Source organism: Clostridioides sp. GD02377 (assembly GCF_045899875.1).
Classification (GTDB): Bacteria; Bacillota; Clostridia; order Peptostreptococcales; family Peptostreptococcaceae; genus Clostridioides; species Clostridioides difficile_A.
In genome coordinates this window covers 79424-105279 of sequence record NZ_JBJODA010000001.1, presented here as the reverse complement: position 1 = coordinate 105279, position 25856 = coordinate 79424, and the positions used below count along the sequence as shown (strand labels likewise).

22 protein-coding genes are annotated in these 25856 nt (G+C 27.3%); 17 read left to right on the top strand and 5 right to left on the bottom strand.

Going from position 1 to position 25856, the window contains the following annotated elements; all coding sequences use genetic code 11:
- The first annotated feature begins 81 nt into the window (after positions 1-81).
- The 4 genes from Q3304_RS00480 (at position 82) to Q3304_RS00465 (ending at position 7506) form a co-directional block, all read left to right on the top strand.
- Positions 82-1905 (top strand): sensor histidine kinase, encoded by a 1824-nt coding sequence (locus Q3304_RS00480; RefSeq protein ID WP_407813625.1) that lies wholly within the window; start codon positions 82-84, stop codon positions 1903-1905.
- Positions 1883-2698, top strand: a complete 816-nt coding sequence (locus Q3304_RS00475; RefSeq protein ID WP_407813624.1) for a response regulator — start codon at positions 1883-1885, stop codon at positions 2696-2698. The genes Q3304_RS00480 and Q3304_RS00475 overlap by 23 nt, the downstream gene beginning before the upstream one ends.
- A 313-nt stretch (positions 2699-3011) precedes the next feature.
- Positions 3012-5351 (top strand): diguanylate cyclase, encoded by a 2340-nt coding sequence (locus Q3304_RS00470; RefSeq protein WP_407813623.1) that lies wholly within the window; start codon positions 3012-3014, stop codon positions 5349-5351.
- Between the two features lie 373 nt (positions 5352-5724).
- A complete protein-coding gene (locus tag Q3304_RS00465; protein WP_231300569.1) occupies positions 5725-7506 on the top strand; it encodes a UvrD-helicase domain-containing protein in 1782 nt (593 codons plus the stop codon).
- A gap of 75 nt (positions 7507-7581) precedes the next feature.
- Here Q3304_RS00465 and lepB read toward each other — a convergent pair whose 3' ends face one another.
- Together lepB and Q3304_RS00455 are read right to left on the bottom strand one after the other, a co-directional pair.
- Positions 7582-8112, bottom strand: a complete 531-nt coding sequence (lepB, locus tag Q3304_RS00460; RefSeq protein ID WP_054276324.1) for a signal peptidase I — start codon at positions 8110-8112, stop codon at positions 7582-7584.
- A 39-nt stretch (positions 8113-8151) separates the two neighbouring features.
- On the bottom strand, positions 8152-8976 hold the full coding sequence (locus Q3304_RS00455; protein WP_054269818.1) for an undecaprenyl-diphosphate phosphatase: 825 nt from the start codon (positions 8974-8976) through the stop codon (positions 8152-8154).
- Positions 8977-9232: 256 nt separating this feature from the next.
- Between Q3304_RS00455 and Q3304_RS00450 the strand changes: the two genes are divergently transcribed.
- The 3 genes from Q3304_RS00450 (at position 9233) to Q3304_RS00440 (ending at position 12493) form a co-directional block, all read left to right on the top strand.
- On the top strand, positions 9233-10141 hold the full coding sequence (locus Q3304_RS00450; RefSeq protein ID WP_054269819.1) for a tyrosine-type recombinase/integrase: 909 nt from the start codon (positions 9233-9235) through the stop codon (positions 10139-10141).
- 142 nt (positions 10142-10283) lie between these two features.
- Complete coding sequence (gene purB / locus Q3304_RS00445) at positions 10284-11729, top strand: adenylosuccinate lyase (protein ID WP_407813622.1); 1446 nt, start codon at positions 10284-10286, stop codon at positions 11727-11729.
- 311 nt (positions 11730-12040) lie between these two features.
- Entirely contained in the window at positions 12041-12493 is a 453-nt protein-coding gene (locus tag Q3304_RS00440; protein WP_054269821.1) for a MarR family winged helix-turn-helix transcriptional regulator, read from the top strand.
- 83 nt (positions 12494-12576) lie between these two features.
- Here Q3304_RS00440 and Q3304_RS00435 read toward each other — a convergent pair whose 3' ends face one another.
- Complete coding sequence (locus Q3304_RS00435) at positions 12577-13773, bottom strand: pyridoxal phosphate-dependent aminotransferase (RefSeq protein ID WP_054269822.1); 1197 nt, start codon at positions 13771-13773, stop codon at positions 12577-12579.
- A 384-nt stretch (positions 13774-14157) separates the two neighbouring features.
- On the opposite strand from Q3304_RS00435, the gene galT reads away from it, so the two are divergent.
- Both galT and Q3304_RS00425 read left to right on the top strand, forming a co-directional pair.
- Positions 14158-15108 (top strand): galactose-1-phosphate uridylyltransferase, encoded by a 951-nt coding sequence (gene galT / locus Q3304_RS00430; RefSeq protein ID WP_219673619.1) that lies wholly within the window; start codon positions 14158-14160, stop codon positions 15106-15108.
- Between the two features lie 123 nt (positions 15109-15231).
- Complete coding sequence (locus Q3304_RS00425) at positions 15232-15984, top strand: exodeoxyribonuclease III (protein ID WP_407813620.1); 753 nt, start codon at positions 15232-15234, stop codon at positions 15982-15984.
- 90 nt (positions 15985-16074) lie between these two features.
- Here Q3304_RS00425 and Q3304_RS00420 read toward each other — a convergent pair whose 3' ends face one another.
- Positions 16075-16851, bottom strand: coding sequence for a 3'-5' exonuclease (locus tag Q3304_RS00420; protein ID WP_074178909.1), 777 nt, complete (start codon positions 16849-16851; stop codon positions 16075-16077).
- Between the two features lie 312 nt (positions 16852-17163).
- Between Q3304_RS00420 and Q3304_RS00415 the strand changes: the two genes are divergently transcribed.
- Positions 17164-19062 (top strand): glutamine synthetase, encoded by a 1899-nt coding sequence (locus Q3304_RS00415; protein ID WP_054269826.1) that lies wholly within the window; start codon positions 17164-17166, stop codon positions 19060-19062.
- A 132-nt stretch (positions 19063-19194) separates the two neighbouring features.
- Here the strand turns inward: Q3304_RS00415 and Q3304_RS00410 are convergent, their stop codons facing one another.
- Positions 19195-20325, bottom strand: a complete 1131-nt coding sequence (locus Q3304_RS00410; protein WP_407813619.1) for an MGDG synthase family glycosyltransferase — start codon at positions 20323-20325, stop codon at positions 19195-19197.
- A 189-nt stretch (positions 20326-20514) separates the two neighbouring features.
- Between Q3304_RS00410 and Q3304_RS00405 the strand changes: the two genes are divergently transcribed.
- From Q3304_RS00405 to Q3304_RS00375, 7 genes are all read left to right on the top strand, one after another.
- Positions 20515-20847: a PadR family transcriptional regulator gene (locus tag Q3304_RS00405; RefSeq protein ID WP_009889116.1), complete on the top strand. Its 333-nt coding sequence runs from the start codon at positions 20515-20517 to the stop codon at positions 20845-20847.
- On the top strand, positions 20834-21760 hold the full coding sequence (locus Q3304_RS00400) for a DUF1700 domain-containing protein (protein ID WP_054269828.1): 927 nt from the start codon (positions 20834-20836) through the stop codon (positions 21758-21760). The genes Q3304_RS00405 and Q3304_RS00400 overlap by 14 nt, the downstream gene beginning before the upstream one ends.
- Complete coding sequence (locus tag Q3304_RS00395; protein WP_407813617.1) at positions 21753-22829, top strand: hypothetical protein; 1077 nt, start codon at positions 21753-21755, stop codon at positions 22827-22829. The genes Q3304_RS00400 and Q3304_RS00395 overlap by 8 nt, the downstream gene beginning before the upstream one ends.
- A 101-nt stretch (positions 22830-22930) precedes the next feature.
- On the top strand, positions 22931-23467 hold the full coding sequence (locus Q3304_RS00390; RefSeq protein ID WP_054269830.1) for a hypothetical protein: 537 nt from the start codon (positions 22931-22933) through the stop codon (positions 23465-23467).
- A gap of 123 nt (positions 23468-23590) precedes the next feature.
- On the top strand, positions 23591-24298 hold the full coding sequence (locus Q3304_RS00385; protein WP_407813616.1) for a lantibiotic protection ABC transporter ATP-binding protein: 708 nt from the start codon (positions 23591-23593) through the stop codon (positions 24296-24298).
- Between the two features lies 1 nt (position 24299).
- Positions 24300-25019, top strand: coding sequence for a lantibiotic immunity ABC transporter MutE/EpiE family permease subunit (locus Q3304_RS00380; RefSeq protein WP_284181795.1), 720 nt, complete (start codon positions 24300-24302; stop codon positions 25017-25019).
- A 1-nt stretch (position 25020) separates the two neighbouring features.
- Positions 25021-25791, top strand: a complete 771-nt coding sequence (locus tag Q3304_RS00375) for a lantibiotic immunity ABC transporter MutG family permease subunit (protein WP_054269833.1) — start codon at positions 25021-25023, stop codon at positions 25789-25791.
- The last annotated feature ends 65 nt before the right edge of the window (positions 25792-25856 follow it).

The window sequence follows — 25856 nt, the reverse complement described above, 5'->3', positions numbered from 1 at the left end:
TAAATGTTTTTAAGTCATATAATTTTCTTATATATTTAAATATATAAGAAAATTAGCATTTATTTTATGGAGGAAACTATTGTGGGAAAGAAAACATCTAGGTGGAATACATTTTATTTGCCAATAATACTAACTTTGTCAGTGATATTGCTACTTATTTGTGCTTCAAAAGCGGATAATCATCCAAATTTTAAAAATAATCTTATTCCAGTTTCATTTATTGGAGAATATCAAGTACCTAAGTCTAGAAAATTCAAACCTTTTATTGATGTAGATTCACTTAAGAATATAAGAAAAGAAACTATTTATTTACGTGGTCATTTTAATAAAGATATTCCAGCAGGACAAACTCTTTTACTACATATCAGTCATTTGAAGGTTAATATTAGAGTATCTAATAAGGAAGTGTTTTCTACTAATAGTATAAATTCAAATAATACACTGACTAAATCTACAGGACATATGTGGACAGGATTTAAATCAAGTGGCATATCATCCAATGACTTAGTAGAAATAACCATACAACGAGTGTACTCTAGTGGTAGAGCGTTACAATTAGTATGTTTTTTTGATGAAATGCAGATTGGCTCTAAAGGCGATTTAATTGTTAGTGTGCTTCATGAAAATAAGATTGGTCTTATGTTCACAATGTTAACAATATCTTTTGGACTATTTGGTCTAATTGCAAGTATTATTTTATTTTGCTTGAAAAGTGAGCTAACACGTCAGATTTTTTTATTGTCATGGTTTGCTATAGCTGGAGGAATTTGGTGTCTAGCAGATTTTAATGTACTTACTTTTATAATTCAATCTCCAACCCTAGTTGGTATTTTAGAGTTACTTACACAATTTTTTCTTCCTACTTTTGGCACGCTCTATCTAGCTACTTATTTAACTGGGTGGAGGTCGAAAACTATAAATATAGGTGTGTATGGAATAATGACTAGTATATTACTTTGTGTTATTCTTCAAATATTACGAATATATGATTTACATGAATTCCTTATAGTACAAAATATTATGTGTATCTTAATTGTACTACTTGGTATGGGATGTCTAGTTATAGAAATTATATTATATAGAGCAATTGATGCTAAAATAGCACTGTTTACATACTTGCCAGTAGTGATTGGTGGTATTCTGGAAATAGCAAATTACTATACTATATATATTAGAGAATTGTCCTTTTTTTGTGTGGGTTTTTTAACTACTATTGTATTTCAAATTGGACATATTATGCTATCCATAAAAAGAAAAGAGAAGCTTCAAAAGAAATTGGAAAATGAATTGATGGAAAATCGAATTTCTATAATGCTTAGCCAAATACAACCCCATTTTTTGTATAATGCACTTAATACTATTCAGTATTTGTGTAAGCATGATTCTAATATGGCATGTGAAGCAGTAGAAAAATTTTCTTCTTATCTTCGTGGAAATATGGATTCTCTTACACAAAAAAAATTGATTCCTTTTAATAAAGAATTATCACATCTAAAAAATTATCTGTGTATAGAGTTATTGCGTTTTGGAGAACGTGTAAAAATTAAGTATGAACTTCTAACTACTGATTTTTATATTCCTGTTCTTACCATACAACCGATTGTTGAGAATGCAATACGGCATGGAATTACAAAGAAAAAAGAAGGAGGAACAATCGTAATATCAACTTCAAGAGATAAAGAAAATATTTATATTGTTATAAAAGATGATGGAGTAGGATTTAAAGAACTTGAAAAAATGAATGATGGAAAAAATCATGTTGGGATTAAAAATGTAAAAAGGCGATTAAAGACACAGTGTAATGGAAGTTTAACCATAGAAAGTTTTGTAGGAAAAGGGACAATAGTAACAATAATCATACCTATTAGAAAGGAGTCAAATTATGAATATAATTGTTGTAGATGATGAGCCAATTGCTCTTAAAAATATGAATGAAAAGTTATTATATATTTCTGAGATTGAAGAAATTACTCTTTTTGATGAACCTCAGTCTGCATTAAATTATTTAAAAGAACACTCTGTAGATATTGCATTTCTTGATATTGAGATGTATGATATGAGCGGATTAGAGTTTGCACTCTTAGCAAAAAATATTTTACCCAACATAAATATAATCTTTGTAACTGGTTACTCAGAATATGCAGTAGATGCTTTTTCTATACATGCTAGTGGTTATCTTCTTAAGCCTGTGACAGTAGAAAGAATAAAGAAAGAAATCGAAAATTTACGTATACCCATTACTTTGAAGCCGAAAAATCGTATCTTTATTCATACATTTGGTAATTTTGAAGTATTTGTAGATAAAAAACCATTAATCTTTTCTAGAGCAAAATCAAAAGAATTACTCGCTTATTTAGTGGATAGAAAAGGGACGAGTGTAACTATTGCTGAAATAGCAGCAGTACTTTGGGAAGATAGAGAATATAATCGTTCTTTACAAAATCAAACACAAACAGTAGTATCAAATATGATGAAAACTATGAAAGATGCAAATATCGAACATATAATAGTTAAAAAATGGAATAGTATCGCAGTAGATATTACAAAATTTGATTGTGATTATTATAATATGCTTACATGGGATATGATGGCAGTGAATACATATTCTGGAGAATATATGACAAATTATAGTTGGGCAGAACTGACTACAGGAATGTTATATCAAAAAACTTTTAATCAATGTTATTGTGAAAGATAAATAATATATTTGAAAAAAATATAAATTTTTTTAGACTTTTAATTTTGATGATGTGCTTTAGATGTGCTTTATCTATTATATTAATATATATTAATAATAAAACTAATATAATTCATTTATATTAGTAGAATGATTTTAGTATTTTAACAAATAATTTTGTATTAGATATTTGTATATTTCTGTTTTTTTATAAAAAGTAATAGATTAATATAAAAAATTTAAAGTTTTAAAAAGTTTAATACTTGAAATAATTATATTTAAAGAAGGTGAAAATACAATGAAGCCAAAGTGAGGGTTAAAGAGGGGACAGATTATGAAAAAAAATACACTTTTACATACAAATATTGTTGTTTGTATTATTATTACTCTTGGTTTTGTAGCTACTTCTGTAATTGGATATCAATCTAATACTAATATTTTTAAAAATGATATTGAGCATGTATCTACATTAGCTGCTGAAGGTATTTATTATCAGATAGATAAAATCCTTTCAGAGCCTATAAATGTGTCTCTTACCATGGCAAATGATAGTTTATTAAAAAACTTTTTAAATGGAGAGAAAGAACATTTAAATGATGAAGAGTTTATTCATAAACTACAAGATTACTTGAATGCATACAGGAATAAGTACTCATATGATTCTGTTTTTCTAGTATCGACCAAAACGAATAATTATTATCACTTTAATGGTCTTGATAGAAATCTTAGTGATAAGAATTCTGAGAATCAATGGTATTATGATTTCCTAAAGAATAATGAGGAATATTCATTAAATGTTGATAATGATGAAGCAAGTAATAATAGTATTACGGTGTTTGTAAACTGTAAGATAAAAGATAATGATGGTTCAACTATGGGAATTATAGGAGTTGGATTAAAGGTTAATTCATTACAAAAGTTGCTTAAAGAATATGATGATAAATTCGATGTTGTAGCACGTTTAATTGATGATAAAGGATTTGTACAATTAACATCAGATAAAACTGGTTATGAGCATATAAATTTTTTTGAAAATTCTAGTAGTGATTTATCTGATTCAAAAGAGTTAATACTAAATAATAAAAAAGAACAAAAGAGTTTTTGGAATTCATCTGAAAAATCAAAAAGTTATGTTGTATGTCAATATATATCTAGTTTAAAATGGCATCTTGTTTTAGAAAATGATTTGACTATAATGAGTAAGCAATTTCAAACACAATTTCTAAAAGGAATTGCAATTATAATTTTGATTATAATATTTGTACTTTTTACAATTACACGTGTGCTTAAGAAGTATAAGAACCAAATAATGAAGCTTAGTGTATCCCAGAAATTAGAATATCAAAAGTTGCTGAGTCAATCTACTGAAGAACTTTATGAAAATATTTTTGAGATTGATGTCACTAATAATAGAGCTGGTTGTGAAGATTTAAATAGATATTTTCATGATTTTGGGTTAGATATTAATACACCATATGATGAAGCACTACATACAATTGCTAAAGAACAAATAAAAGAAGAGTATGCACAGGGGTATTTAGATACATTCTTACCAGAAAATGTTCTTAAGTGTTATAATAGTGGAATTAATAATATTAGCTATGATTTTTTAATTAAGACAGACGAGGAAAATTATCACTGGATTAGAATTAATGCACGAATTTTCTTTTGGACATCAGATGAATCTGTTCGTATGATATCTTATCGTAAAAATATAGATGAAGAGAAAAATAGAGAATTGTTACTCCTTGAACGTTCTCAACGTGATTCTCTTACTGGTCTTTACAATAAGGGGGTAACAGAGGAATTTATTAGTTCATTTTTAGAAAATAAAAATAATCAAGATTCAGAACATGTTTTTCTAATATTTGATATTGATGATTTTAAAAATGTAAATGATAAGTATGGTCATGCATTTGGAGATTTTATTATAAGTGAGTTTGCATTGGAGCTGAAATCTCAATTTCGTGAGGATGATATTGTAGGGCGTATTGGTGGAGATGAGTTTGTGGTATTAATAAAAAACTTTAACACCAATAACTATGTACTTGTAGATAAATTAGAGCGTTTTTGTTCTAAAATTAACCAAAAAAGATTTGCTGGACATATGGAGTTTTCTATTACATGTAGTATTGGGGTAGCGATGTATCCTGAACATGGTTATGTATATTCTGAGTTATATGAAAAAGCAGACCAAGCACTTTATTATGCAAAAAGTCATGGAAAAAATTCTTATCATGTATTTTCAGATGATTCTGCTGATAGCATGTCATTTCACATAGACCCTAGAGATATAAAGGTATTATTAGAAATGGCTACTGATGGTGTTGTCAAATTTGCTTGCATGGAGAATTTGAAATTACTTTATTTTAATCAAAAAATGCTTGAATTCACTGGATATTATGCACAATCTGTTTCATCTGAAGATTTTGATGTTCTTTCACCAGTATTACAAGATGACTTGCAAATAGTAACTGATACATTGGAAAAAGCAATTTCTAAAAGAGAAACTTTTGAAGTAGTTTTCCGCTTTTGCCATACAGATGGTCATGTTTTTCCTGTAAGAATGCAAGGTAAGTTTGTAAACGAATTATATCAAAATCGTTATCCTGTTTTTTATGCGATTTATACAGATATATCAAATCTTAATATTATATCAGAAGATAAAAATTAAACATTATAGTAAAATAAAAAAATTAATATAATAGTATCAACATGTAAAGATTATAAATAAAACCTGCTAATAAAAATAGATAGTTTTTGGCAGGTTTTTAAATTTTTTAATAATAAATTTTTATGTTTTTAGACGATAAAGTTTTGCATTTTAAAGACATTACTTATCATTTTAAAAATTAATTATGAAATTTATTATTTACATAAAACATTTTATAAGAATAAGTATCTATACTTATTACAACTTTTCTTCAAAAGTTTTGTATTTATTTGTATTTATTTTGAATTTATTTACTAAATTTGCCTATAAAAAGTATATATAAAAATATAGTTCAAAATGGTATAATTAAGTATAACAGAAGGAGGTAATGTAAGTGAGCCAATACATAAATATAAACTCTCAGTTAGACGCCCTAAAATTGAAAGAATTCGAGAAATTATTTTACGGAGATATCAATGAGGACGTTAAAGTAGTGCCAAAAGTTACTCCTTTTAAAGGAATAAATACTGATTTGTTGTATGTCAAAGATGGAAAAATTTTATTTATAAAATTTATGGATACAACAGAAGATATATTTTTTATTTTGGAAGAAGAGTTACTTGAAGTTATGAATGAGGAATATGAGCTTTTGAAACTAAAAATGGGACAAAAGAATAGAAATATAAGCTATAATTACGTTTACATTATGCCATATGTTGAAGTAGAAGAAGCATATGAGTTTGGAGAATTTGTTAATAATAATATAATAGATAAAAATAAGCTTCAAGATATAATGAATAAAGGTTCACTAGATGAATTTCTTAGTGAAAAAAATGATGAAATAAATTTAAATTTATTTTTATTAGATATATGCTCAGAGTACTATATAATAAATGATAAACTTCATTTAAATGAAAAATTTAAAAAGATTTCTTTCTATAATGATGACTATAAGTATACAGCAACTATGATGGAAGAAGTTCAAATTAAAGATGCTGTTTCTATTAAATATGGAAATACACTTATTGAAGGTGGTTCTGGTATAGGAAAGACAGCAATTATGCTTTCAAGAGCTATAAAGCTAGCAAAAGTATATCCACATCATAAATTAATCATATTTACACATACAAAGCAATTATGCAATGAGCTTCGAGAGAGGATAGAGCTATTGTATAAAGATAATAATAATTTAGAAGTCCATACATTTAGTTCTTTTATATTTAAACTCGCTAAAAAATACAACTTAATTGTAGACTACAATATGTTAAAAAATGATTATGAAAAAACTTTTAATAATCTAGTAAAACAAGCACAGAACATCATAAAAAATAAAAATATGTTTAAAGCCATTTTTGTTGATGAAGCAGAAAGTTTTTTAGATTATGAGATAGATTTTATAAGAGAGTTTTTATATAAAACCAAATTTATATTTAATGTGTGTTCTTGTAATTCTTTGAATATCTCTAATAGATTAAATATATTTAAAACGTTATATAGCAATATAGAGTTTGATGATAAGCTTATCTTAAGCAGAAATTATAGACAAGCTAAAGAAATTGTAGATTTTTCAAATAAATTTTCAAATAATTCTAACTCATATATTAATGAATTAAGACCAAATACAAAGTTTAATACTTTTTTTAATACTGAAGCACTTAGAAGTGGTAATAAATCTGTTGATATAATAAAGGTAAGTGACCTTGATGACCAGATAAGTTCTGTAATATGGGAAATTGAGTACCTGATAGGTAAAAAGGGGCTTGATTATTCTGAGGTTGCTATTGTATATCCTTACAATAAGAAAAAGTTAAAAAGTGGAAAAACTATTTATTTTCAATACATGCTAAAAAAAGCTTTAGAAGAAGCAAAAATTCCTTATATATGTGCAGAAGACAATCTGACAAATATAAGTAAGAAGGTAGGAACTACAATAGCAAATATATATTCTATAAAGAATTTGGAATACAAAGCAGTGATAATATGTGAGCTAGAAATGTTATACAATCAAACTATAAATGATACAGAGCAAGATTACCAAGTAAATGACTTTGTGGGAGATTTAAATAAGGTTTATTTGGCTATGAGTAGAGCAACTGATTATTTAAGTATAGTAACAACTTTTAATGAAGATGCAAGTGATATAATAAGAATTATCACAGAATCAAAAGAGAACTAGAAAAAACTTCTATAAGTAAATTAAAAGAGACTGAGATGTGTAAAATAAATTTTACCAATTCAGTCTCTTATTTTCTTAATCCACTTTTCCAATATTATTAAGAGGTAAAAGTCTTACCATAACCTTACCAAGAATTTCATCCTCATCAACCATACCTACATCAGGAAATCTACTATCATTACTGTTTTCTCTATTATCTCCCATCGTAAATAGTTTACCTTTTGGAACAACTGTATCTATATCTCCAGAAGTGTAATTATTGTGTATATATGGTTCATTTAATAACTTTCCATTTACATATACTTTGGAATCTGATATTTTTATACTGTCACCTTCAGTAGCTATAACTCTTTTTATTAAGTCTTTTTTCTTTCCTGTATCGCCATCAACTAAATTGGTTTTAAAAACGACAATATCGCCTTTTTCAGGTTTACCAACTCTGTATGATATTCTATTTAAAATTAGATAGTCTTTATCGTCTAAAGTAGGATACATCGATTCTCCACTGACAATAGAAGGTCTTATAAATTGTAGGATTACAAATGCAAGTACAATAGCCATAGCTATTGACTTAGCCCAATCAAATATTTCTTTTTTAACACTCATAATTTTTCTCCTTATCATTTGTTATTAAATTAGAATACATTAGAATAGAAAGAAATAAGCAAGAACAATTATACCCAAGACTATTCTATAATAACCAAAGACTTTGAAGTCATGTTTTTTGATATAGTCCATAAAGAATTTAATAACTACAATTGAAACAATAAATGCTACTATAGAACCAACACCTAAAATAAGCCATTCAAATCCACTAAATCCAAATCCAGCTTTTAGAAGCTTTAATGCACTAGCTCCAAGCATTGTAGGGATAGCCAAGAAGAATGAAAATTCTGCAGCTACATATCTAGAAGCACCAAGTAACACTGCACCTATTATAGTTGAACCAGACCTAGATGTACCTGGTATAAGAGCTAAACATTGGAATAATCCTATACAAAGAGCTAACTTATATGTAACTTGAGAAAAATCCTTATACTTAGGTCTTTTATTTCTCTTTTCAAGTCCTATCATTATTATACCATATACAATAAGAGCAATAGCAACTACTGTTGAATTGAAGAATAATCTATCTATATCATCTTCAAAAAGTATTCCAATAACTCCAGATGGTATAACTGCAATTATAACCTTAAGCCATAAGCGAACTGTTTCTTTTTTTTGTTTAATATTCTTTGAGCTATCAAAAGGATTTAACTTTTTAAAGAATATAACAAGTACTGCTAATATTGAACCAAATTGAATTACAACCAAAAATGTACTTATAAATGTATCTGAAAAATTCAATTTTATAAACTCATCAACTAATATCATATGCCCTGTACTACTTACTGGTAGCCATTCTGTGATTCCTTGAACTATTCCTAAAATGACTGCCTTAAAAACTTCAAGCAAACTAAATGTTTCCAAACCAAAATACCTCCAATACAAATTTATAGTAGCATATTTTATTCATATATTAACAAAAAAATGCCACCTTTTACTAACTTATAATACCATAGTACTGTGTAGTGCACAATGGAAGATTGATATTTTCATAAAACCTTCATAATTTGACAAAGTAAAGTTAGAGTTCATCTATTGAATAAGGGGTATATTTGAAGGGGAAATATATGGTATAGTAAAAGTATAACGATTTTATTTTATGAGAAGGAAAGGAGTTATTATGTATAGTACAAAAATACTAGATGATTATGAGTACGAAACCTTTAATGTTTTTTCTACAAAATTAAACCCAAATACAAAACACGATTATTTATCAAAGGTTATACTGTTTAAAGAGTTCTTAAAAGGGAAAGAATTGATTTATGCGACAAAAGAAGATTGTAAAAATTTTGTAGACTATATACAGACCAAATATGCAAAATCAACTTGTGAAAAGATATATAGTTATTTACATAGTTTTTATAACTTCTTAAAGAAAGAAGGATACATAGATATAAATCCATTTAGGTATGTAGAGAAACCAACAGTAACAAGAATAAAAACAAAAGATGATGTCCTAAGTATACAAGAAATAAATAAACTTATAGGTATTTTACCAAAATTAAATATAAGAGATAGAGTAATAATAGTCTGTCTAGTTACTACTGGGTGTTTATTAAATGAATTGGTTAGCTTGAAGTGGAAAGACCTTATGGTAGATGAAAACGATAACTCGTACGTGAGACTGGGAAAAGGAAGAAAAGAGAGGGTAGTTAAGTTGCATCCGTACTTCTTTAAACTATTAGAAGATTATAGGAATTATTCTGGGCTTCCTGAGGTAATAATACCTAATGATGACTTTATTTTTACTACTCAAAAAAGTAATTCTATAACAGATAGAAATGTCAGACTTATAGTCAAAAAAGCTTTAGATTTAGCAGGGCTTTCTCAATATTCAGCAAGAGACTTTAGACATTCATTTGCAGCAATAAGTTTAAGACTTGGAGCAGATGAAAGTGATGTAAAAAATCAACTTGGTTGGAGTGACAAATACTATGCAATTAGATATAAATATGTATTAAATTTTGTCGATAGCGAAATAGTGGATTATCTTATTGAAAAAGATAATTTAGATATAAATAAAAAATAGTAATAAATAAAAAATACTATATATAAATGTGAACAAAAAATAAAAAAGCCTTGTTATAGTTCGTAAAATTATATATAATTATTTATGTACTAATTTGTACACACTAATCACATGACAAAAGATTTAAGGAAGGTGCTAAATAATGATAGATAATAAATATACTATGTACTCAAATCCACTTACAGATAGATACTGCAGCAAAGATATGAGCTATATATTTTCTCCACAATTTAAATTTTCTACATGGAGAAGACTATGGGTTGCTCTTGCAGAAGGTGAACATGAGTTAGGAATAAATATAACTGAAGAACAATTAGATGAGCTAAGAGCTAATATAGATAATATAAATTTTGACGAAGCTAGAAAAATAGAGAAAGAAGTAAGACATGATGTAATGTCTCATGTAAAAGCATATGGTTTACAGTGTGAAAAAGCCAAAGGAATAATACATTTAGGGGCAACATCTGCATATGTTGGAGATAATACAGATGTTATACAAATGAATGAAGCGTTAAAACTTCTAAGAGTAAAGCTTGTAAACTTAATAAATAATTTAAAAGAATTTGCACTTAAGTATAAGGATATGCCAGCTCTTGGGTTTACACATTTTCAAGCAGCGCAACTTACAACAGTAGGTAAAAGAGCTTGTTTATGGGCTCAAGATTTAATACTTGATTTGGAAGATTTGAATTACAGAATAGATAATATGAAATTAAGAGGAGTTAAAGGAACTACTGGTACTCAAGCAAGTTTTTTAAGCTTATTTGAGGGAGACCATGAAAAAGTGAAAGAGTTAGATAAAAAAATCTGCAAGAAGATGGGATATAATTCTTCTTATGCAGTAAGTGGACAAACATATACTAGAAAATTAGACTATCAAGTGATAAGTATACTATCAGGGATAGCTCAAAGTATGCATAAAATGACTAATGATATAAGACTTTTACAAAGTTTAAAAGAATTAGAAGAGCCATTTGAAAAGAATCAAATAGGTTCATCAGCAATGGCTTATAAGAGAAATCCAATGAGAAGTGAGAGAATAGCATCTTTATCTAAGTATATAATCTCTGAATCTTTAAGCCCTGCAATGGTACAAGCTACTCAATGGTTAGAGAGAACATTAGATGATTCAGCTAACAAGAGATTAGCTATACCTCAAGCTTTTATGGCAGCAGATGCAATACTTGAAATAGGCATAAATGTAACTGATGGTTTAGTAGTATATGAGAATATGATAAATAAACGTGTAAATGAGGAACTTCCTTTTATGGCTACAGAAACAATACTTATGGAAGCTGTAAAAAGAGGTGGAGATAGACAAGAGTTACATGAGATAATAAGAGAATACTCTATGAAAGCTGCATATAGAGTTAAACATGAAGGTAAGGATAATAATCTAATTGAGCTTATAATGAATGATGATTCATTTAAAATGAGCAAAGAAGAAATATTATCTATAATGGACCCAAAAAACTTTATAGGTAGAGCACCAGAACAAGTTGTGGAGTTTGCAAATGAAGTTGTAGAACCAGCTATAAAAGATTATAAAGAAGATTTAGGAAAAGTAGATGTGGATTTAAGAGTATAGAAGTATACAGATAAAATATAATCAAAAATGGCTATCTTATTTATAAATAAGATAGCCATTTTAATGGGCTAGCGTCTGCTCTTCATCGCTATGAAGAGTTCTTCCTTATTTACTATACCATGAATTAAAAAAAATAGCTATATAAATAGTGTTTAATAAGAATAATATAAATAAAATTAAATAAAATAATAAGATTACTAATTAAATTTAAACATTCAGTAAAAACTATTGTGCTTGCAATATTTTTAATGTAAACTGAAATAAAGTTATTTAGATAATTTAATAAATTTAAAAACAACCGAGGTGATTGTATGAACTACGTAGTAAAAGATACCATAAGTTTTCTAGTAAAAACATTTCCTAAGATTTATTCTAGCCTATACTTAGAGGACCTAAAAAAATTTGCACCAGACTATAATGTAAATAAAACACAATTAAGAGCATTAGTATTTATAAAAAATTATGGAGTAATAAGTATGACTGATTTATGCTCTAAATTAAATATAGAAAAAGGCAGTTTAACTAGTATGGTTGATGATTTAACTGAAAAGAAATATGTAACAAGAGAAAGAGACTTAGTTGATAGAAGAAAGTATTTAATTGATATTACTGAAGAAGGGGGCAATATAGCTTCTGATTTTATGGATAAATTAAGTGATGGTCTAGGAGAAAAGCTTTCTAAATTGACTGAAGAAGATAGAAGAAAGTATTTAGAGGCAATAAATACTCTTCAATATATATTAAATAAAGAAGAATTTAAATAGAAAAAATATCCCCTCTTCAAATAACATCTGAAAAGGGGATATTTTTATATCATTAAATTTATATAAATTAATATTTCAAGAATTTATTTGTGTAAAGCTACATATTGCTCTAAACCTTCTTTTAATAATGTAGCAGCTCTATGAAGGTCAGTTTCATTTAGGATGTAAGCCAATCTTATTTCATCACGTCCTAAACCTGGAGTAGCATAGAATCCTTCAGCAGGGCAAACCATAACTGTTTCATTGTTTTTGTTGAATTCTTTTAACATCCAGATTGTGAAATCTTCTGCATTTTCAACTGGTAATTTAGCAACTATATAGAAAGCACCAGTTGGTTTTTTACATATAACGCCATCAACTTTCATTAATTCATTGTATAATACATCTCTTCTTTTTTTGTATTCTTCATTAACTTCTTTAAAATAAGAAACTGGAGTTTTGTATAATTCAACAGCTCCTATTTGCTCTAATGTAGGAACACAAAGTCTTCCTTGACATAATTTAAGTATTTGAGCGATAAGACCTTTATTTTTACAAGCGATAGAACCAATTCTAGCACCACAAGCACTGTATCTTTTAGAAACACTGTCTATTATGATAACTCTATCTTGTACACCTTCTAAGTTACCACAGCTTGTGTACTCAAGTCCATCATAAACAAATTCTCTATAAACTTCATCTGCTATTATCCATAAATCTTTTTCTTTAGCTATTTCAGCTAGGATATTAAGTTCTTCTTTTGTATAGATTGCACCAGTTGGATTTCCTGGATTAGAAAGAATTATAGCTTTAGTTTTATCATCCACTTTAGACATTATTTCTTCTTTAGATGGAAGGTGGAAACCGTTTTCTGCTTTTGTTGTAACAGCATTAACTTCTACATTTACACATTGACCAAATCCATTGTAGTTAGTGTAGAATGGTTCTGGAACTAATAGATTATCCCCTGGGTCACAAACTGCCATCATAGTGAAAAGTAAAGCTTCACTACCACCATTAGTTACTAGTAATTCATCTTTTTCAAAATGCATATCATAAGTTTTATAATAGTTTTGAAGTGCCTCTAATAATTCTGGAATACCTTCTGATGTAGCATATTCTAAGACTTCACTATCAAAGTTTTTAACAGCATCAAAAAACCCTTTAGGAGTTTTTATATCTGGTTGTCCTATGTTTAAGTGATATACTTTGATTCCTCTATCTTTTGCTGCTTGTGCAAATGGAACAAGTTTTCTGATTGGAGAGGCCTGCATTGCACTAACTCTGTTTGAATAATTCATTTTAATACCCCCTATTTAATTTAAATACGTATATTGTATTATGTAAATTGTATGTTTGAATACAAGACATCTTTACAAGATAATAATAACATACTTATAGGTAAAAATCATCAAAAAAAATTAATATAGCTCTAAAATAAACTTTTAACAAATTACAGTGAAATACCTGTGTCCATGCCAATAAATTATATATCAGTAAATTAATTTATGATAAGATAATGTTTTGGTGTATAGATAGTAATTTTTTGTTATAATCCTCTATTTATAGATAAAAATATATAAGGGTAAATACGCAAATTTATAAAAAATATTATAAATTTATTTAACAGATACGATAAATATCATATAATTATATTAAAGGCTATTAACTAAGAGGTGTTAATTATGAAAGAATTAAGAATAGATCCAATTACTAATGATGTTGTTATATTTGCTACTGATAGATTGAAAAGACCTTTGGATACAGCAGATATACCAAATGAAGATGAAGAGATTAAGGAATATGAAGAAGGATGCCCATTTTGTAAGGGAAATGAGGCTTATGCAACTGATACACTATTTGAAATAGAGGGTGAAGAAGGATGGCTTGTGAAGTCTATTTATAATAAATTTCCTATAATTGATGATATGGCAAGAGATGTATATGGTATTCATGAAGTGATGATAGAGAGCGATAAACATAATAGTAATTTTTATAACATGAATCAAAAAGAATTTGAAGATGTTTTTTTTATGTATAGAGACAGATTTAGAGAAATGTCGAAAAATGACAAAGTAGAGTATGTTAGTATCTTTAAAAACTTCTTGAGAAAAGCTGGGGCATCTTTAATGCATCCACATGCTCAGATACTGTCTATGTCTTTTATTCCTCCTGAAATTACTAATGAATTACTAGTTTCAAAAGAGTATTATGATAGTAATAATAGCTCTTTGTATGATGATTTAATAGAAAATGAAATAAATTTAAATACAAGAGTTGTTTATAATGGAGAAGCTTTTATAGTGCTTGTTCCATATGCAACTAAATATAGTGGAGAAGTAAGAGTAATATTTAAAGATAAAATAAAATTTGATGAGTTAAATGATAATAATGTAAAAGAACTTTCCATGATATTTGAGAAGTTATTTAAGAAACTGTACAATGTCAATGGATATATGCCATTTAACTTATGTATTCACACTCATCCAACAAATATTGAAACAAAATCATATTTTAATGTTCATATGCACATAATCCCAAGAAAATATAATTTTGGAGGATTCGAGCTTGGAACAAATATGTATGTTTCCTCAATAATCCCTGAAGAGTTAACAAAAAAATTAAAAATTGATTAAAATATATATTTTTAAGGTATTAAGTAAATAGTAATTTTTAGATAAAATTATAGTGTCATGTTGTTAAAATAAAAACAAATGAAAAAATTAAAAGAAATTTACTGTTTAGATGAGGAGTATAATATGAAATTTATATCATGGAATGTTAATGGAATAAGAGCTTGTGTTGGGAAAGGATTTTTAGACTTTTTCAAAGAGGTTGATGCAGATATATTTTGCTTACAAGAAACTAAATTACAAGAAGGACAAATAGAGTTAGATTTACTAGGATATTTTCAATACTGGAATTATGCTGAGAGAAAAGGTTATTCAGGTACTGCTATATTTACAAAAAAAGAGCCTTTAAAAGTAATGTATGGAATAAATATAGAAGAACATGATAAGGAAGGTAGAGTCATAACTCTAGAATTTGAAGATTTTTATTTTGTCACTGTATATACACCAAATTCTCAATCTGAGTTGAAGAGATTAGAATATAGAACTAGATGGGAAGATGATTTTATAGACTATTTAGTTAAATTAGATAATCAGAAGCCTGTAATTGTATGTGGGGATATGAATGTTGCACATACAGAGATAGATTTAAAAAATCCTAAAAATAATATGAAAAATGCAGGTTTTACTAAGGAAGAAAGAGAAAAATTTTCTAAACTATTAGATAGTGGGTTCATAGATACATATAGATACTTTAATCCTGATAAAGAAGGTGTCTATAGTTGGTGGTCATATAGATTTAATGCAAGAAAAAATAATGCAGGATGGAGAATAGATTATTTTTGTGCATCTAAGAAATTAGAAGATAGATTGATAGGTGCAAACATTCACACTGAAGTACTAGGTTCAGACCATTGTCCAGTTGAATTAGAGATAAAATAAAGATTAATAAGGATAAAAATTGGGCTGTAGATATACATTTAAAGATGATTATGTTTTAATCTACATGCCTATTTTTAACCTAAGTAAATTCTATTTGTTTTTTCTTTGAGTAGCATTTTCTAATGCAAATTGATTTGTTTTTCCCATGTTATAAGCTAAGTTAATAATTCTTTTCTCATCTTTACTCAATTCACGATTTAAAATCTTCTTAAATTCATCAAATAACTTATCATAATCAACTTTCTTTTTATTAGAATATTTTATAGTTTTAGGTCTAATGCTTGTATACACATATATATCTGGCACTATACTTGGATTGTATATATTAATAAAGACCTTAGCAGTATAGTATGCATCGTTTAAAGCGTTGTGATAAGACATTTTTTCATCGAGTTGCAATAAGGAAATAGCATTTTGTAATCCAATACTTTTTCCTGCTGGGTTATTGAAATATTTAGATGCATGCTGTTGAATATTAATATAAGACTTAGGTAAGGTATTTGATGCTAGCTTATGGTAATTAATGTTCCTGTACAATTCCTTTAAATCTCCAGCTCCCCATACACATAATATAGGGTCTTGTGATGATATAAATTTTATGAACTTGTTGTAAACTTCAGGAAAAGTAGGTGAACCATTAAAATCAGAATCTTTAATATTAGTCATGCGACTAATAAAAGGGTGTATTTCTTTGTATATTGTAGGCTTCACATAGCTATTAAATGTATCTATTATATTGAATTTAGAATCCAATTTAATTGCTCCTATTTGTATGATTTCAAAAGGACACCTTTCATTGGATACAGTCTTGTTAAATTTTTTATCAAATCCTTGATTAAATTCCAAATCGAAAATTATGTATTCCATAAAGTTTATCTCCTAAATTTTTTTATTATTGCTACTATAGATTATATTATAAGTCAAATTAAATTTTTAAACAAAAATACTTTTATTTTAGTATACCCCATATTTATAAAAATGTTAAACTATTGTATGTAGAATATTTTTTCCAATAAAAAATATTGCGAACTTTTTGTACTTGATATATAATAATATAAATAAAAACACGAATAAAATACGAATATTTTGCAAGAAAAATTCATAAATGTAAGTAAAAATGAATTTTATCTTGTATTTAACAAAATAAAATTTACATAAAAATTATGGGAGAGTGAAAAAATGGATAGTCTATTATATGTAATAGAGAAAGATAAGCATACTAATGAAGAAATAAGAGAAATCCTAAAAAACAATAAAAATATAAGATTTGTTTCCTTAATGGGTGTTGACTTAGGGGGAAATGCAACAGATGAAAAGATTCCTGTAGAAATATTTTTAGAAGATATAGATAAATTTTTAGAATCAGCTATACAGACTGATGGTTCGAGTGTTGAACTTTATAACATAGCGACATTAAATAATGCAAAAGTTGATTTAATGCCAGATAAAAGTTGTCATTGGTATGTAGATTACAATATGGAATATATAGACGAAGAAGTAGGTTTACCTGTTGGAACATTAAAGATACCTGCATTTTTAATACATGATAACAAAAAAGTATGTTCAAGAGGAGTGCTTCAAAAAGCAGACAAGTATTTCAAAAAATCTATGTTTGAGATATTTAGAGAATACCCACATGTATTAAATAACATAGGAATAGATTCAGTAGATGATATAGAAGAAATAATGTTAACAGCAGCTACAGAACTTGAGTTTTGGGTTAATACTCCTGAAGATAAAGCGGACTTAGAGAAATTATATGTATCACAAAGCCTAAAAGAGCAATACTGGAAAAGAACTCATGGTATCATAAGAACTTGCTTAGAGCAAAGTTTGATAATACTTCAAAAACTAGGTGTAAGCCCTGAAATGGCTCATAAAGAGGTTGGAGGGATACAAAGTTCTATTAGTATAGATGGAAGAACAAATCATGCTATGGAGCAACTAGAGGTTTCTTGGAAGTTTTCTACACCATTACAAGCAGCAGATAATGAATTATTAGTAAGAGACGTTATAGAAGATGTATTTACATCACATGGACTAGAAGTTACGTTTAAAGCAAAACCAATTCATGGAGTTGCAGGAAGTGGTGGACATACACATGTAGGAGTAAGTGCAAGACTAAAAGATGGAAGTATCAGAAATCTATTTGCCCCAAAAGATTTAAAAGAAGATTATCTAAGTGAACTAGGATATGGCGCCCTTATGGGACTTCTTTACAATTATGAAGTATTAAATCCAATTGTAACAGCTTCTAATGATGGATTTAATAGATTAGTTCCTGGATTTGAGGCACCTGTATGCATAGTTACATCTTTAGGTCATAGTTATGAGATTCCATCAAGAAATAGGTCAGTACTTGTTGGATTAATAAGAGACATGAAAAATCCAAAGACTGTAAGATTTGAATTAAGATCACCAAGTCCTTTATCTAATACATATCTAGTAATAGCAGGGTGTTATCAGACAATGTTAGATGGTATAAAAGCAGCAGCCAAGAGTGGTCTTAGTACAAAAGAACTTGAAAAAGAATTGTCTAAAAATGTAGGTGAAGAAGGATTCTATTTAGAAAAAGATAGAGCATATAGAGATGAAAATGATGTATTTGAGCATTATAGCTTAGAAGAAAGAAATGCAAGATTTGGAACTCCTCCAGCTACAGTGTATGAAAATATGAAAAATTTAGAAATATATGCTTCAAAATTAAAATCTTTAAAACAAGGTGATGTATTTACTGATAGTATAATAGAATCATTTAAGGTTGGAGCAATAGATAAGTGGCAAAAAAAATTAAAAACTAGAATAATAGAGGCTGGAATACAAAAGATAAGAAGTATTGTCAAAATACACACAAAAGAAAATATGGATGCACTTGATGAAGTGGTTTGGAATTCAATATCAGATTTGAAGTTCAACATTATGAAGGACACTTTAACTAGAGAATCTCTATTTACTAGAGTAAGAGAAGCTGTAGAAAATAAAGATTATCAGACTGCTTCAGATTTACAAATAGAATTAAAAAGAAGTATGGAAGAAATACAACAACTGTATATGCAATACAAGAAAAATATATACTAAAATAAATTAGTAACTTGATTCTAATATTATAAAGGCAATCGAGTATGCTTAGGTCATTTTGAGTAAAATCTCAAATATGAAAGCATACTTGATTGCCTTTGGTTTTATTATTTTAAGTTTTATAATAACATACTAATTGTAATGAGTATCTATTAATTCTGAGATATAATCAGCAATTTCATCTGGGTGAATGACTGTTTTAAACTCTTCTAAATTTTTCTTCATAAAGTTTATTATAGAATCAAATTCATTTGATACTAATTTATAAAATATATTCTTAAGGTCTAAGTCATCACTATAAATCATCCCAAGTCCTTTATCTATTATAAACTTAGCATTTTCAATCTCTTGTCCGACCTTTGGCATTTTTACAAGTACTGGAGTTTGTGACTGGATAGCTTCAAATATAGTTGCTCCTCCAGGTTTAGTTAACATTAAGTCACATTCTCTTATTAGATTATACATATCATTTACAAATCCAAGCACTTTTATATTTTTTAAAGGTTTTTTATAAGTTAATGTGTCATATAATTTTTTGTTTTTGCCTGTAACTATTGTAATTTCTATAGAATCAATATGTTCTTCAATAAATTCGTCTATCCAATGCATAAAATCCTCATCTATATCGAATAGACCTCGTCCTCCTCCAAGAAGTAGTAATCTGTATTTATCATGACAGAGTTCTTTACTTTCAATTTGGAATCTCTTATCTACAGGAACACCAGTAACCTTTATAGAGTCTGGATTTATCCCCTTTTGAAAAAATCTATTTTTTATTTCAGGAGATGGAACAAAATACAAATCTGTATGGTCAAAAACCCACTCCATACTATCTACAACGTCTGTTATAACTGTAAGTGTTGGTATATTTATATCAGGATTTTTTATCTTAAAATTATTTACACAAGCAGCTGCTAGTGGAAATGTAGAGATAATTAAATCTGGATTTATATCAGAAATATACTCAGAAAGTTTAGGTGTATATAATTTATGAGAGAAATCATGTCTTGAATCAAACGATTTCTTAAAATAATAATAGTAATTATACAATCCTGGAGTATATTTTGTATTGTTCTCATAAAGTTTTACCATAGGCTTATTCATCATAGGTATACTTGCATTTATAAAATTTTGTATAACAACATTGTAGTTACTATATTTTTCAATAATGCATTCTTTTACTGCTTTTGCAGCACTTATATGGCCAGCACCAAATTGAGCAGTTAAGATTAATATTGTTTTATCTTCTTTCGTTTTAGCCAATTTATCACCACTTTCATAAAATATATCTGATTAGAGTATTATACATTTATAGAAGAATTTAATCAACAATAATATTTAAAAATAACTATTGTGTAAGACATAGTACTGTGTTATTATGAAAATATAAGAAGTTTTAACATAGTACCTTGTAAAACACAATACTGTGTATTTAAAGAAAGGATGGAGTATATGAACACACAATTTAGAAAGGGTGTTTTAGAAATTTGTGTACTTGCACTAATATCTAAAAAGGATATGTATGGATATGAAATAGTACATAATATCTCTAAAGTAATAGATGTAAATGAAGGAACAATATATCCTATTCTAAGAAGACTTACAAAAGATTTGTATTTCGAAACATATATACTAGAATCTAATGAAGGTCCTGCTAGAAAATACTATAGAATAACTTCACTAGGAAAAGAAAATTTATCCAATCTAATGGAAGAGTGGAGAGAATTTGTAAAGGCTGTTGAGATTTTAATAAGTGAAGATGAGGGAGGTAATGAACTTGAATAAAACTGAGTTTCTTGAAATTTTAAAGGATTATCTAAAAAAAGATTTTTCTGAGAGCGAAGTTAATGATATATTGAGAGATTATGAAGAGTATTTTGTAGATGGTCTTATAGAAGGAAAGAGTGATATGGAGATAATAGCATCACTTGGTTCACCAAAATCTATAGCAAGAGAACTTATCTTACAGACTAAAGAAAAAGATACTGAAGAAGAAAAAATAATAAATACAGATGTTTTAAACGATAAATTTAGTAAATTTAAGTCAGATATGAAAAAGGGTTATTCTATCTTAAAAGATGAGGCTAAAGAAAAATACAATAAATCAAAGGAAAATATAAATGATAAGCTTACACCAAGCATAGAAGAAGGTGTTGGAGGTTTATCTAGGCAAGTTATAAAGGTATTATTAGTAGTATTATCTTTATTCTTAATTATTCCAGCATTTGCATTCGTATGTGCAATTATATCTGTCGCTATTGGATTAATATGTACATTGATTGCTTTTGTTATATCAATTCCATTTGTGATTAAGTTTATAACAATGGTTCCAGATATTACGATGTTTTGTATATTTGCGATTATAGCATTTGTAGGACTTGAAATACTTGCATGGCAAATTTTACTGTTTGTTATAAAATTAGGGAAACAGTTGCTAGGTAGCTATATAAATTGGATAAAGAGAAAAAATATTTATATAAATGCAAATGAAAAAATGGAAAAAAGAAATAAAGATATTTTAAGAGATGAAGACTTGAATAAAGATATTAATGAAGATTTATATAGTAATGACTATTATAATACAAAAGAAGAAAGTATTAAAAAAACTGATGATTATGATGATAGTATAAACTTTGAGGCAATGTATAAGGATTTTGAAGATTTAGATGATAAGAAAGGAGAAGATAAACATGAATAAGAAACTTGCCATATTTGCTGCAATATTATTGGTAATAGGCATAATTGGAACGACATGGTCAGGGATTTTAGTTATGCCAAGCTTAATAAACTTTGGGCTAGAAAAGGAAGCTGAATTTAAAAAAGAAAATAAACTTTATCAAGAAAAAGTAAATATTGACAAGTTAGATGTATCTGTTGACAATATAAATATTACGATAAAGAAACATGCAAGTGAAGATGTGCGTGTAACAACAAAAGGAAATAATGAGTTTTATAAGTATAATGTTACTTTAAAAGATAAAACTTTAGTGGTAAAAGGTGAAAGAAAATATGAAAATCAGCTTAAAAGGATTAAAAATTTTGACCAATTACTAAATACATCTATAGATAATATGTTTTCACATGATTATAGAGAACTTGTAATATATGTACCAAATAATGTAGACGTAAATGTATCAAGTGTAAGTTCATATTTATTGGTATATGATAATGTAGCTTCAAATAATATAACATATAAGACTTCTTATGGAAGCTTTGGAAGAGTTATAACAGAAAATAATGTAAATAAATTAGAGACTTTGAATTTAATATCTAATAGTAATATTGACTTATCAACAAAGTCAATTTTAGGTGTTAAAAATGTAAATATAGAATCAGAATCATTAGATATATCTTCAGAATATGAAGATGTGTTTATAAATAATGTAGAAGATTATATACCTGAAAATGTAAATATAAATGAAAAAGTAAGTAGAAATTCACATTATGATAATGAATTTAATTTAGATTCTAATTTGCCAATTGCTAAGCATCTGAATATAGAAGTTCCAAATTCTAAGGTAAGTCTTAATTTACCAGTAGATAAGTATAAATTTAATTGTGATATAAAGGCAAAAGAAGTAATAGAAGAATTTAATAATGATGAAGAGTATAGTAGCGATGAAGAATATAGTAATGATTCGTCTGACTATGAACATAGTAATAAGTATAAAAATATTAGAGAAATAAAAGGGCTTTTGAATAAAAATATGTCGAATTTAGAACAAGAATATACTATAAAAATAAATTCAAATCGATTAGAACTGTAAATAATTTACTACAATAATTGATAAATTGGCTTAAAAGTATAAAAATATAATCTATACTATGGTATAATAAGTATCGAAAGAGAATTAGGAGAGGGATACTTATGAATAAAATAGCAGTAAGTTTTTTAATAATTGCTACTACTTTATCGAGTACAGCATGTATGGATTATAGCATCAGCACAGTTGAATTGGTTGATTCTAATGAGTCAGCAGTTGTAAAGAAGGATGAGAGTGTCGAAGAAGAAGCAACTAGTAAAATAATTAATCCTAAGACTACTACTAAAATACCCATAGAGATAATTTCAAAAGATGATAAAATAGTAAAATACTTACAAATTGATGTAGAAAGTACACTTAAAGATAAGTTACAATTAATCTTAGATACATTATCAAATGAATATTTTAATGGTTTAGATATGGAAGTAGAAGTTAAGGAAAAAGACAGACTCGTTAGAATAAGTTTAATAGAACCAGATAAAAAAAGTAGGGTTTCTTGGAAAGACGATTATTTAAATGAACAAAATATAAAATATACTATAAACAATATTATCAAAAATGTCATCCAAGAAGATGATGATAGTATCTGGATTGAAGAAGTAGAAATATACTATAATGGAAAATTAATAGAGTTAATATAAAAAATGATGTGTTTAAAAAAACACATCATTTTTTTTATTAATTTTTAATCCTTATAAAATCCTTATATTTATGATTTAGAATGATTCTTGTAAACAAGTTCGATAAAAGAAAGGATGAAAATTATGAGTAATTATATTTTAGAGTTAAGGGGAGTTACTAAAAAGTTTAAGAATGAGGTTGCAGTTGATAATATTTCAATAAAAATTAGACCTAATTCTATTTACGGATTATTAGGGCCAAATGGAGCTGGAAAGTCTACTTTATTAAAAATGATAACTGGGATTTTAAATGCGACTTCAGGAAAAATAATGTTTGAGGGACATAAATGGACTAGAAAAGACCTAGCATATATTGGTTCTCTTATTGAGTCTCCTGCTATATATGAAAATTTAACAGCAAGAGAAAATTTAAAAGTTCATACTACTTTATTAGGTCTACCAGATTCTCGTATTGAAGAAGTCTTAAAAATTGTTGATTTAAGAGAGACTTTTAAAAAGCGTTCAGGTCAATTTTCTCTAGGGATGAAGCAACGTCTTGGCATTGCTATTGCATTATTAAATCACCCAAAACTTTTAATCTTAGATGAGCCTACAAATGGTCTTGACCCTATTGGTATTGAAGAGCTTAGAGAATTGATTCGTTCTTTTCCAAAGGAAGGAATTACAGTTATTTTATCAAGCCATATTTTATCTGAAGTTGAGCAAATTGTAGATGAAATAGGAATAATTTCTAATGGAGTAATAGGTTATCAAGGAAAGATATCAAAAGAAGAAAACTTAGAAGAGCTTTTTATGAAAGTAGTAGCTGAAAATAGAAAGAGAGGAAATTAATATGGAAAAATTAGTTAGAGCAGAATTTCAAAAAATGAAAAGAACTTTTGGAATTAGATTGATATGGATAGCCCCAGTATTTTCTATAATTATTGTATTTTTATTTGGTGGAGGACAAAATGGTGTTTACAATTGGTGGTATACTATGTTTCTTCCAGGGGCATTAACATTGATTTCTTCCCTAATAGTACAAAAAGATGAAAAAAAGAAGTATCGTGGTATTTTATCATTACCAATTGAAAAAAAAGATGTTTGGACTGGAAAAATACTTTATTGCATTATCTGCTGTTTTATAACATCAATTATTTTTATGATAGGTATAGTTCTTGTTGGGATAGTATATAAGGAAGTTATTTCAATAAGTCAAAATATTATTGGAACCATATTATTAGTTTTATTATTTATGTGGCAGATTCCTCTTTGTATGTTTTTAGCTTCAAAATTTGGTTTGTTTATTACAATTATAATAAACATGTTTTTTACTATTATTGGGGTTGCAGTTTTTTCGACTACAGAAATATGGTACATATTTCCGTATTCAATTACTACACGATTAATGGCTCCTGTATTGCATATTCTACCAAATGGACTTCCTGTACCAGAAGGAAGTGAGTTTTTAAATAGTAATGTAATTTTGCCAGGAGTGTTAATATCTATTGTTTTATTTATAGTGCTTTCTTTAGTTACAAATGCCTGGTTTAATAATAGAGAGGTGAAGTAATATGGAACAACTAGTAAGAATTTTTTTTTCTGATTTAATAAAATTAAAGCGAACTTTTATAATACTAATGCACTTTTGCATTGCTTTGATAGGTATGGGATTGTGTTTAGGATATTATAAGTATTCAAGTGCTGATGATATATCAAAGATAGCTGCATATTTACAAGTTATAGCAATAGCTTTTCCTTTATTATCAAGTATTATGTGTTCATTATGTATTGAACAAGAATATTATTCAGGAAGTTATAAACATATGTTAACATCATCTAATCCAAAATATCTTACACTTATAAGTAAGTATATAATATTAATATGCCTTGGTTTTGGAGCGACACTAGTATCTGTATTAGGTTTTAAATTTGGTGTATCTAGTATTTCTAATGAGGTTTATTTTACATTAGATTTTTATGTGATTTCAATTTTAATTTTAGTTGGGAGTAATTTATTTGTATATATATTACATTTATTCTTAAGTTTAAGATTCGGAAAAGGAGCCTCAATTGGAGTGGGTATAGTAGAAACTTTACTTTCAGCAGTGTTATTAACTGGATTAGGTACTAGAATTTGGCCTTATATTCCTTGTGTATGGGGTGTTAGATTTATAAGTATTTGGTCATCTTTTTCAAGTTCTAAGACAATTGAATATATTAAAGTTGAATCATTTAAAGAATATCAATCAATAGGATTAGTATGTGGATTTGTAACCATTTTAGCATTTATAATTTTATGTATATGGTTTTCTAAATGGGAGGGTAAAAAGTCTGAAGAATAAAAATAAAAAAGTTACTATTTACTCATATTATTATGTTAGAATATAGTCTAGTGATAAAAATAATC

Coding starts and splice junctions, on each gene's coding strand:
- Q3304_RS00400 (WP_054269828.1), top strand. CDS start 20,834: ATGAACTTGAATAAAACTGAGTTTCTTGAAATTTTAAAGGATTATCTA.
- Q3304_RS00390 (WP_054269830.1), top strand. CDS start 22,931: ATGAATAAAATAGCAGTAAGTTTTTTAATAATTGCTACTACTTTATCG.
- purB (WP_407813622.1), top strand. CDS start 10,284: ATGATAGATAATAAATATACTATGTACTCAAATCCACTTACAGATAGA.
- Q3304_RS00415 (WP_054269826.1), top strand. CDS start 17,164: ATGGATAGTCTATTATATGTAATAGAGAAAGATAAGCATACTAATGAA.
- Q3304_RS00425 (WP_407813620.1), top strand. CDS start 15,232: ATGAAATTTATATCATGGAATGTTAATGGAATAAGAGCTTGTGTTGGG.
- Q3304_RS00470 (WP_407813623.1), top strand. CDS start 3,012: ATGAAAAAAAATACACTTTTACATACAAATATTGTTGTTTGTATTATT.
- Q3304_RS00405 (WP_009889116.1), top strand. CDS start 20,515: ATGAACACACAATTTAGAAAGGGTGTTTTAGAAATTTGTGTACTTGCA.
- Q3304_RS00375 (WP_054269833.1), top strand. CDS start 25,021: ATGGAACAACTAGTAAGAATTTTTTTTTCTGATTTAATAAAATTAAAG.
- Q3304_RS00385 (WP_407813616.1), top strand. CDS start 23,591: ATGAGTAATTATATTTTAGAGTTAAGGGGAGTTACTAAAAAGTTTAAG.
- galT (WP_219673619.1), top strand. CDS start 14,158: ATGAAAGAATTAAGAATAGATCCAATTACTAATGATGTTGTTATATTT.
- Q3304_RS00440 (WP_054269821.1), top strand. CDS start 12,041: ATGAACTACGTAGTAAAAGATACCATAAGTTTTCTAGTAAAAACATTT.
- Q3304_RS00450 (WP_054269819.1), top strand. CDS start 9,233: ATGTATAGTACAAAAATACTAGATGATTATGAGTACGAAACCTTTAAT.
- Q3304_RS00475 (WP_407813624.1), top strand. CDS start 1,883: ATGAATATAATTGTTGTAGATGATGAGCCAATTGCTCTTAAAAATATG.
- Q3304_RS00435 (WP_054269822.1), bottom strand. CDS start 13,773: ATGAATTATTCAAACAGAGTTAGTGCAATGCAGGCCTCTCCAATCAGA.
- Q3304_RS00395 (WP_407813617.1), top strand. CDS start 21,753: ATGAATAAGAAACTTGCCATATTTGCTGCAATATTATTGGTAATAGGC.
- lepB (WP_054276324.1), bottom strand. CDS start 8,112: ATGAGTGTTAAAAAAGAAATATTTGATTGGGCTAAGTCAATAGCTATG.
- Q3304_RS00380 (WP_284181795.1), top strand. CDS start 24,300: ATGGAAAAATTAGTTAGAGCAGAATTTCAAAAAATGAAAAGAACTTTT.
- Q3304_RS00420 (WP_074178909.1), bottom strand. CDS start 16,851: ATGGAATACATAATTTTCGATTTGGAATTTAATCAAGGATTTGATAAA.